Origin of the sequence: Caballeronia sp. GAFFF1, from assembly GCF_023630705.1 — a bacterium.
In the GTDB taxonomy this organism is placed as follows: Bacteria; Pseudomonadota; Gammaproteobacteria; order Burkholderiales; family Burkholderiaceae; genus Caballeronia.
In genome coordinates this window covers 1-9,290 of record NZ_JALQEM010000046.1, presented here as the reverse complement: position 1 = coordinate 9,290, position 9,290 = coordinate 1, and the positions used below count along the sequence as shown (strand labels likewise).

8 protein-coding genes are annotated in these 9,290 nt (G+C 58.5%); all 8 read right to left on the bottom strand.

All coding sequences use genetic code 11. From position 1 onward, the window contains the following. Positions 1–2,057 (bottom strand): T6SS effector BTH_I2691 family protein (locus NCR37_RS28170; RefSeq protein ID WP_250476098.1); only part of this gene is annotated, 2,057 nt, incomplete at its 3' end. A gap of 12 nt (positions 2,058–2,069) precedes the next feature. Further along, positions 2,070–2,759: a hypothetical protein gene (locus NCR37_RS28165; protein WP_250476097.1), complete on the bottom strand. Its 690-nt coding sequence runs from the start codon at positions 2,757–2,759 to the stop codon at positions 2,070–2,072. Positions 2,760–3,154: 395 nt separating this feature from the next. Continuing rightward, positions 3,155–3,412, bottom strand: a complete 258-nt coding sequence (locus tag NCR37_RS28160; protein WP_250476096.1) for a hypothetical protein — start codon at positions 3,410–3,412, stop codon at positions 3,155–3,157. A 10-nt stretch (positions 3,413–3,422) separates the two neighbouring features. Further along, entirely contained in the window at positions 3,423–3,680 is a 258-nt protein-coding gene (locus NCR37_RS28155; RefSeq protein WP_250476095.1) for a PAAR domain-containing protein, read from the bottom strand. A 5-nt stretch (positions 3,681–3,685) separates the two neighbouring features. Then, entirely contained in the window at positions 3,686–4,525 is an 840-nt protein-coding gene (locus tag NCR37_RS28150; protein WP_250476094.1) for a DUF6708 domain-containing protein, read from the bottom strand. Next, entirely contained in the window at positions 4,525–7,695 is a 3,171-nt protein-coding gene (locus NCR37_RS28145; protein ID WP_250476093.1) for a T6SS effector BTH_I2691 family protein, read from the bottom strand. Before NCR37_RS28145 ends, NCR37_RS28150 begins: the two co-directional genes overlap by 1 nt. 12 nt (positions 7,696–7,707) lie before the next feature. After that, the gene (locus NCR37_RS28140; RefSeq protein WP_250476092.1) at positions 7,708–8,631 is read right to left on the bottom strand and encodes a hypothetical protein; all 924 of its coding nucleotides are present in this window, start codon (positions 8,629–8,631) and stop codon (positions 7,708–7,710) included. After that, positions 8,631–9,290 (bottom strand): bacteriophage T4 gp5 trimerization domain-containing protein (locus tag NCR37_RS28135; protein WP_502800609.1); only part of this gene is annotated, 660 nt, incomplete at its 5' end. The genes NCR37_RS28135 and NCR37_RS28140, both read right to left, overlap by 1 nt.

Genomic DNA, 9,290 nt, shown 5'->3' with positions numbered 1-9,290 from the left:
GCGTTCCCTCGAAGCGCGTTCTGGGTAGCCGAGGCAAACTGATATAACTTCCCGCCACCGACCTCAATTTTTTTCAACACGGCGATTGCGTTCGGCTCAAACGTCTCCAATCCTTCCAAAACTCGACCGAAGGTATCACTGACGTTCTGCCCCCGGCTCGATACAGTTTTCAGTAGCCGCGCCTTCACTTGTTCAGCGGTCTCAAAGGTCCACAGTCCTACCTTGATCAAGCGGTTTCTGACGGCCGGATCGGGAAACGAAGTCAGTCCACCAAGTATTAGCGCACGCACCGTCTTGCCTGTCTTCTTCATTCCCTCATGTAACTGATCGCTGAGAAGCTTGAAGTATTCCGTCACTGTCAACTCGACGGTCACTCGCGTCACTACACGGTTCAAGTACAGTTTTGCAACCGCCATGTTCATATGGCGCACGCCTCGATCCACACCTTTAGCGAGATGCGGTCGGAGACTCGCTGCCGCACTGTTGATCGAGAGCATCAGCGCACCGACCGACTGTTGCAGTGCCGGCTGCATGAATTTAGCCCCCACGTCGGCACTTGTTTGGGCACTTTTGAACGCTTCATAGATCTTGCTGAAGTCATTCAGAGTCGCATTACCGCCAGCGTCAAAGCTCGGAGCCAGGCCCGCCAGGAAATTGGTATTCTTCGCGAGCAATGCCTGGTATAGAGGACTGTTCTTGTCGTTGAGCCATTTATTCCACAGAATGCGCGTCGCCCCCTTAAGCGGCGGCGTCTTGTCCGGGTTCTTCGGATCCGTTGGCTCAGGTGCTTCACTCGGTCCTCCTACGACGCACTTCGCCATCATGCGCGTATAGTCACAACCCGAATTCGAAGTCAAATCGTCGCCGTCGTAGTCGTGATGGCACGACTTCATCCATCGTTCTGCTTCGCACCATTGAGCGAGGATCTGTCCGAAACGGTCAATCTGCCTCTGTAGGTTATTGACAGTGCGATCGTACTGGTCTTGAAACGCCTTCCGGTCCTTTTCCCTGTAAGGGTCTTCGAGACGAACATGCGCATCGTGCGTCATGTCGGCAGTGACGCGATTCGTTTCCGCCGGCACATCCACGGGTGGCAAGGCGGCCTTTGCGGCCAGAACGGGATTTGAGTTCCACTTTGTCTGTTGGTCCACCCGCGCTTGCACCAACGCCGGAGCTTCCTGCGCGGCCCATTTCGCTTCCTGGTCTTTTAGTCCGATCAACGCTTGAGACGTGAAGTACTTGTATGCGGTCAGCGGCTCGGACGTATATTCTTGCAACGCCTTTGTGCAGAGGTTACGCAGGGAATTGTATTCAAGCGTGGCGCCAATGGCGTCATGCAGCAACACCACCGGCACGCCGTTTTTTAGCTGGTATTGCTTGATACTCGCCGTCACAAACGCCTGCATGGCTGCGACACGGTTCGCACGCGAGTAAAACCCATGCACGCTGTCGAAGTCTTTCGATCCCGGCGCGTACTCCCACACCTTCTTCATCAGGTCGAGCGTCTGCGTCATGCCGAACGCCTCATCCGACTTCGAAGCGCCGGCCTTCGACGGATCAGTCTTGAACTGCTCGATCGTGTATGTCGAGAACCGTGTGGCGGGCGACTTACCCGTGCGGTAATCGTCCAGCACTTTCTTCGGCCACGCATCGTTGGCGAACGCGATCTGCGCCACCTTGTACTTGCCATCGATGTTGATAAACGAAGCCGGTACGTCGTGGTTTTCCGTGATGCACGCCTTGGACAGCGTCTTCGCATCGCCCCGTGGCGGCTGCAACGGATCGAACTGCCGCAACGCGCCTTCGGGCGTCACCTGATACGCCTGCCAGATCGTCTTGTCGAGCAGCACGTACACGTAACCCTTGCGCAGCGTGCGCAGGTTGTTGTCCTGAAACGTCGCATCGACACCGCGATTGAACTTCGCGCCGATTGCCGGCGTCGGCGCAAAGCGCAACGGCAGCACCGGTATGCCCGTGCGCTCGCATGATTTGCATTGACCCGGTTGACACTGTGACGCCTGCTGTGCGCCCTGACTGACTGCAGTTGATCCACCCACGGTTTTGCTTCCTTACGGCAGAGTTGCGACGATCTGTGCCCACATGGCGTCGCTGTAATTGTCGAATTGCGCCGCCAGCGACGTCTCGCCAGCTGCCGCGCGCGCGATCGCGGCACGGACTTGCAGGTGCGTCTCCAGGCGCGGATGCATGTACAAGCGGTGGAGGCTGAATACGAGTTGATCCTCGAGGCTCGTGAGCCCCATATCGCTCGCATCGCGCAACTGGCGGTATGCCTGAATGGTGGCGTCGGGTGGCAACAGAGTCGGCCCCTGCCAACGTGCCGGAGCGTAAGTAAGCTCCTCCGACCGTATCGTGTTGCGCCACGCTGACAGCAAGCGCGCAACCCACGGCGCACCGGCCTGCACCGAGAGGCTCTTGTCCGAGATCCGGTCCGCACGTAGCGGGCGTCGCCTCCACTCGTGACCTTGCCGGCACTGCCAGCGCAGCTTCGTGCGGCTATCGACGTAGGCGTCCGACAGACACTTGCCGCCACGTCGACGGGCGAGCGCCTGCAGCAGGGGCAGCCATGCCTCCTCACGCTCCTTGTCGAGGCAGGCCGAGCACCAGTTGCCCGCCTGCACGCTCGTCGACGACATTTCCCATTCGTGGCCATTGCGGCAACGCCAGCGCAAAGGATCATGCGAGTTGCGGTAGGTTTCGGAAATGCATTGACCGCTCCGTTCGCGCGCCAATTTCTGCATCGCGTTGAGACCACTGCGCCGGCGGTCGTGCGCGCATTCGAGACACCACGCGCCGAGTTTCAGTTTGGCAGAACCGGTGCGCCAAACGTGGCCCCGCTCGCACTCGACTTCGAGCGACTGAAGATCCGGCGTGGCGGGATTGAGCAGACGTCCGCCTCATGCCTGGATCAGGCGTTCCGCGCAGACCCGCACGAGCGCATCGCGCTCGCTTCGGTCATATCCTTGACGCGCGGGCCACTCGGCCAGCACGCTCAGCACTCGCTCGAGCACGGCAGGTGACGCGTGCTCACGTGCCGAGAAGCTTTTCGGTTGAGGAGGAAGCTTGATTGATGACTTCGACATACTACGAACGGATTCGTTGACTGGGCGCGCCGAGCGTTTTCGCACAGCGTTTGTTAGTGCAACACGCGCCCGCCGTCGGACAGCGGTATATCGCTTCTCAACCCCGACACGGTGGCGAACGGGTCCACGCTGATCCCCAGATCCTCGGATAGTGCGATGCCTCGCCGTTGCGCCTCGATCCAAATATCAGCGTCGCTGGCGCACATGACGAGCACCGCCGGCTTCGTGCCGAACTTGGCTTCGAAAGCGGCGATGGCTTGCTCTACGCGTTCACGAAAGTCGGTGAGAGCTTCAGTTTTCGTTAAGTACACGTTGGAAGCCTCATTCCAAAAGAAATTTATCGTCGCCCTCGACCAACACTCCGCCGTGACTCGTCGTATCGCCTACTCGCGCAACGCATCGAGCGCCAAAGGATGCTGACGAAGAGCCACTTTGAATCACGGCACCGCAACTGGTCAGATCGCCGACGCCCGCAGCCTGTCTTCCGTTGATCTTAAGACCCGTCGAGGCTGTGATTACCACACCTTTCCCATGCTGAGGACATTCGTGATGATGTCCGAGAAGAACGATTGCGCGCATCGCATCTACTCTCCTTGAACCGAAATATTCCGGACCACCGCACGCTCTTCAAAATCTCGGCAGTTGTGCTGCGACGGCGCAGTTCTTGATTCGATATCCATTTCTGCGGGCCATTTCACCCTTGGAGCCAGCAGACGAGCCAAGTTCGCCGTCGGCTCGTTGTTCCAGTCACGCGGCTGCCACTTGGAAGGCGGAAGTGCCTGCGGCCCCTTCTGCATGTACGTGCAGATATAGGCCCATGCGCGTTCGTCGGCTGACTTCGCACGCAACTGGAAGCGGTCGATGACTTCGTTCGTCCCTGGTCTCACTACTGACAAGACGACGCCGGACTTCGTGAAGTACACGCCTCCACTCGTCGCTCCTCCCTGAGACCAGGCTTCGGCGCGAACGTCGTCCCAGTCGTAGGCGACGGCCCTTACCGGCCATCGTGTGAACGGGTTCCACCAAATAGGTTCAAACTCGTAAACGTACATCTTGCGGCGCTGCCTATTGAAGCGTATAGGAAGGTCGCGAGGCGGGGAAACGTCCATTCGGAATGCGAATAAGCCGGTCCAAACACCTAACAGTGAGCAGCCGATCGCCATCATCGTTGCGGACAAGTCGCCACTAATGGTACAGGCAAGAAAGACCATGCAGGCCGTACAAGCAAAACCGACGAACGAGAGCCAAAACACCAGTCCTCGCATATCTAGATAAGACCTCGACAACTCAAGATAGATCTCGTCCACATGGTTTGGCGCGGTGAAGGACAAACTCGGTGTCGCCTGCAGAGGCGCGTCTGGGGCGGGCAAGTCGCGTCGCCAGCCACGCGCAGGGGGATTAAGCAATGGCAGCGGATTCGGCATCAGAATGTCTCCTGAACGGTCAGTTCAGCAAACCCACTTTCGTCTAGCCGATCGGGGTAGTACTTGACGTGAACCTGGGCGCTGACGACGTCGTTGCCGCCTTCCTGCGGACCATTTAGTCGGATAGCACCGGTTATCGCTTGCGGATCCGCCTTTTGGAACACCACCGGCTCTAATGTATCGCCATGGTAATCGCGCGCAGCCTTTAACGCTCCGGTAATTGTGGCCAAGGCCGTGGTACCTTGCTGCCTACACACGAGCATCTGCGTGGCACCAGTATGACGAGCTACGCTCACACTGAAAGCATAAGCAGAAACTGCAGGGTTGAACTTGGGCAGCACGATGCGATATACCAGATCGTAGCCCAGACCGAAAGCGACCGCGTCAGTCAACGCTGCTGCGCCTTCCAATGTTTGGAGCGAGGGCCGAAACACCACGTCGACACTGATGCCAAGCAAGATTGCGTTTAGTGTAGCGATAGCTTCATCCTGATCGCTCGGCTTGTTCCATGGCTTCAGATTTCCTTTGTGATCTCCAAAATAGCAACGGCGCGCCCACAGGTCTGGCATTGTTGACTCTGCCTGTTTGGCCAATTGGACAAACCCGTAGGCCATAAGTCCGAGCACTACCGCAATGCCCACCGGTCCGAGCAACGTTGCTTCCACAGCCGCCGCTCCAGCAACTCCAAAGATGCCGGAGAAAACGGAAAGTGTGGCGGCGAAACCATAGCGAAAGGTGGCGCCGTCATCACCTTGCCGCGCCACTCGAACCGCTGCAAAGCCATCCTGTGCCGCATCGACGAAACTTGACAGCGCGCCCACCACCCCGGCCTTTTCGCCTACGAATTTGGCGACGCCTGCCGCGCCCTCAAGACCAGACGCGACCGCGCCTCCCTCCTTGAACACAGGCGCCAGGTTTTCGGCAACAACCTTCACCGACTTCCCTGCCAACTCTGCACCAGAGGCGAACACACCTACGGACGCTGACCACGCGCCGATCAGCGTTTCCTGATAGCTGGCGCCAACCGCCGTCTTCAGAGAATTCATGCTGGTCGACAGGCCGTCCAACTGTCCGTACAGCGACAGAAACGCCAGAAGAATCTCTCCTCCGGCAGCGTTCCCTCGAAGCGCGTTCTGGGTAGCCGAGGCAAACTGATATAACTTCCCGCCACCGACCTCAATTTTTTTCAACACGGCGATTGCGTTCGGCTCAAACGTCTCCAATCCTTCCAAAACTCGACCGAAGGTATCACTGACGTTCTGCCCCCGGCTCGATACAGTTTTCAGTAGCCGCGCCTTCACTTGTTCAGCGGTCTCAAAGGTCCACAGTCCTACCTTGATCAAGCGGTTTCTGACGGCCGGATCGGGAAACGAAGTCAGTCCACCAAGTATTAGCGCACGCACCGTCTTGCCTGTCTTCTTCATTCCCTCATGTAACTGATCGCTGAGAAGCTTGAAGTATTCCGTCACTGTCAACTCGACGGTCACTCGCGTCACTACACGGTTCAAGTACAGTTTTGCAACCGCCATATTCATATGACGCACGCCTCGATCCACACCTTTAGCGAGATGCGGTCGGAGACTCGCTGCCGCACTGTTGATCGAGAGCATCAGCGCACCGACCGACTGTTGCAGTGCCGGCTGCATGAATTTCGCCCCCACGTCGGCACTTGTTTGGGCACTTTTGAACGCTTCATAGATCTTGCTGAAGTCATTCAGAGTCGCATTACCGCCAGCGTCAAAGCTCGGAGCCAGGCCCGCCAGGAAATTGGTATTCTTCGCGAGCAATGCCTGGTATAGAGGACTGTTCTTGTGGTTGAGCCATTTATTCCACAGAATGCGCGTCGCCCCCTTAAGCGGCGGCGTCTTGTCCGGGTTCTTCGGATCCGTTGGCTCAGGTGCTTCACTCGGTCCTCCTACGACGCACTTCGCCATCATGCGCGTATAGTCACAACCCGAATTCGAAGTCAAATCGTCGCCGTCGTAGTCGTGATGGCACGACTTCATCCATCGTTCTGCTTCGCACCATTGAGCGAGGATCTGTCCGAAACGGTCAATCTGCCTCTGTAGGTTATTGACAGTGCGATCGTACTGGTCTTGAAACGCCTTCCGGTCCTTTTCCCTGTAAGGGTCTTCGAGACGAACATGCGCATCGTGCGTCATGTCGGCAGTGACGCGATTCGTTTCCGCCGGCACATCCACGGGTGGCAAGGCGGCCTTTGCGGCCAGAACGGGATTTGAGTTCCACTTTGTCTGTTGGTCCACCCGCGCTTGCACCAACGCCGGAGCTTCCTGCGCGGCCCATTTCGCTTCCTGGTCTTTTAGTCCGATCAACGCTTGAGACGTGAAGTACTTGTATGCGGTCAGCGGCTCGGACGTATATTCTTGCAACGCCTTTGTGCAGAGGTTACGCAGGGAATTGTATTCAAGCGTGGCGCCAATGGCGTCATGCAGCAACACCACCGGCACGCCGTTTTTTAGCTGGTATTGCTTGATACTCGCCGTCACAAACGCCTGCATGGCTGCGACACGGTTCGCACGCGAGTAAAACCCATGCACGCTGTCGAAGTCTTTCGATCCCGGCGCGTACTCCCACACCTTCTTCATCAGGTCGAGCGTCTGCGTCATGCCGAACGCCTCATCCGACTTCGAAGCGCCGGCCTTCGACGGATCAGTCTTGAACTGCTCGATCGTGTATGTCGAGAACCGTGTGGCGGGCGACTTACCCGTGCGGTAATCGTCCAGCACTTTCTTCGGCCACGCATCGTTGGCGAACGCGATCTGCGCCACCTTGTACTTGCCATCGATGTTGATAAACGAAGCCGGTACGTCGTGGTTTTCCGTGATGCACGCCTTGGACAGCGTCTTCGCATCGCCCCGTGGCGGCTGCAACGGATCGAACTGCCGCAACGCGCCTTCGGGCGTCACCTGATACGCCTGCCAGATCGTCTTGTCGAGCAGCACGTACACGTAACCCTTGCGCAGCGTGCGCAGGTTGTTGTCCTGAAACGTCGCATCGATACCGCGATTGAACTTCGCGCCGATTGCCGGCGTCGGCGCAAAGCGCAACGGCAGCACCGGTATGCCCGTGCGCTCGCATGATTTGCATTGACCCGGTTGACACTGTGACGCCTGCTGTGCGCCCTGATTGACTGCAGTTGATCCACCCACGGTTTTGCTTCCTTACGGCAGAGTTGCGACGATCTGTGCCCACATGGCGTCGCTGTAATTGTCGAATTGCGCCGCCAGCGACGTCTCGCCAGCTGCCGCGCGCGCGATCGCGGCACGGACTTGCGGGTGCGTCTCCAGGCGCGGATGCATGTACAAGCGGTGGAGGCTGAATACGAGTTGATCCTCGAGGCTCGTGAGCCCCATATCGCTCGCATCGCGCAACTGGCGGTATGCCTGAATGGTGGCGTCGGGTGGCAACAGAGTCGGCCCCTGCCAACGTGCCGGAGCGTAAGTAAGCTCCTCCGACCGTATCGTGTTGCGCCACGCTGACAGCAAGCGCGCAACCCACGGCGCACCGGCCTGCACCGAGAGGCTCTTGTCCGAGATCCGGTCCGCATGGGTCTTGGCTTGCCGCAAACGCGTGATGTGGCCGTTTGCGTCGGGATAGAGCCAATCGCTTATCGGACCGCGATACAGGTTGGCATCCTCAATGGAGGTGGCAAGAAGCAATTCCATGCGCACCGGCTCGAAGAACGGGACGAAGCGCTCAACGTTGTCGGCTTTCACGATGCAACGGTCTGCGATGCCCGAAGCCACCGCATAAGGCGGTTCGGCGCTTGAAAGCCATGCGCACAAGTAACGCTTGTCGTACCCGGCATCGCGCAACGCATAGCGAGCCGATGCATCGAGCAGCGCGGCATCGGGCGAGGCGCCCGGTTCCGATAGCGTGACAAGTCGCGGACACGCGTCTTCGTCGTGAGCGAGGTCGGCGCGCGGCACGATCGTCAGCGCGCTGTCACCGAACTTTGCCGCGAGATTTTCCGGCGCGACAGGCGTGTAGTCGTCGCATCCGGCCAGTGGATCGACCAAGAGATAAAAGTACTCAGCCTTGTTGTGCGCGCTCATCAGCACGTCTTGCGAAGTTGGCAAGGTCATCACGCACGCTCCGCACAGTTGACGACGGCTCCAGACGCGGGACTACCGCTCATCGACAGCCCATTGCCGCTACCGCTCGACTGCGACACGGCGCCCTTCAGCTTGATCGATGCGCCTTCAATGGTCACGCCACCGCCGTCGATCGTAATGGTGCCGCCCGGACCTCTGATTACCATGCGCTCGGCTCCGCTCAGTTCGAAGACGGTGGTCTTATGCTCGATCCCTTGCCCGGCCTGTAGCTTGTGGTGGCCCTGAACGGAGTGTTGGGTATTGCCGCCTGTTTCGATGGTGTAATCTACCGCCGTCTTTTCGTGACGGTGATTGCCGACGTCTTCGATCAGGTCCTTATCGACCTTGATCGCGTAATTGCGGCCCACGGTCAGAAACGCGTTGCGTCCGATGTCGTGCGTGCGGTTCTGGTTGATCGTGACCTGCTCATTGTTGCCCACCGTTTCTGCGCGGTCATGCCCGATCGTCGTCGTCTCGTCGTTCTCGACGTTCTTTCTGCGGTCATGCTCGACGGAGTGACTCTCGTCGTTCTCCACCTCCGTGCGTAGATCCTTCTCCGCGTGAATCCACAGCTCTTCCTTCCCCTTCTTATCCTCGAAGCGAATCGCATTGGCGTTGCCATACCCGCCCTCGGTCGTCGAGCGCGAAAG

Bases quoted from the DNA above. Each gene is read 5' to 3' on its own strand.
- NCR37_RS28165 (WP_250476097.1), bottom strand. From the start codon at position 2,759: ATGCAGAAATTGGCGCGCGAACGGAGCGGTCAATGCATTTCCGAAACC.
- NCR37_RS28155 (WP_250476095.1), bottom strand. From the start codon at position 3,680: ATGCGCGCAATCGTTCTTCTCGGACATCATCACGAATGTCCTCAGCAT.
- NCR37_RS28150 (WP_250476094.1), bottom strand. From the start codon at position 4,525: ATGCCGAATCCGCTGCCATTGCTTAATCCCCCTGCGCGTGGCTGGCGA.
- NCR37_RS28140 (WP_250476092.1), bottom strand. From the start codon at position 8,631: ATGACCTTGCCAACTTCGCAAGACGTGCTGATGAGCGCGCACAACAAG.